The 243-nt window shown below is 72.0% G+C and carries 1 protein-coding gene; it reads right to left on the reverse strand.

Translation table 11 applies throughout. The features are described 5' to 3' along the window. Positions 1 to 243, reverse strand: a 243-nt coding sequence (locus VSR82_RS40550; protein WP_498858985.1) for a phosphopantetheine-binding protein, incomplete at both ends; no start/stop codon positions are given.

The following is a 243-nucleotide window of genomic DNA, read 5'->3' on the forward strand; positions in this document are numbered from 1 at the left end:
GCTCCATCAGTTGCACGGCCAGCAGTGAATGACCGCCCAGCTCGAAGAAGTGGTCATGCCGACCGACCCGCTCCAGACCCAGCAGCTCCGCCCACAGCTGCGCCAGCACCGTCTCCAGCTCCCCGCGCGGCGCCTCGTAGCCCCGCCGCGCATACGCATCGTCCTGCGGCGCCGGCAGCGCCCGGCGGTCCAGCTTGCCGTTCACCGTCAGCGGCAACTCCGCCAGCGGCACGAACGCCGCCG

Origin of the sequence: Burkholderia sp. JPY481 (genome assembly GCF_038900515.1) — a bacterium.
Taxonomy (GTDB): domain Bacteria; phylum Pseudomonadota; class Gammaproteobacteria; order Burkholderiales; family Burkholderiaceae; genus Paraburkholderia; species Paraburkholderia youngii.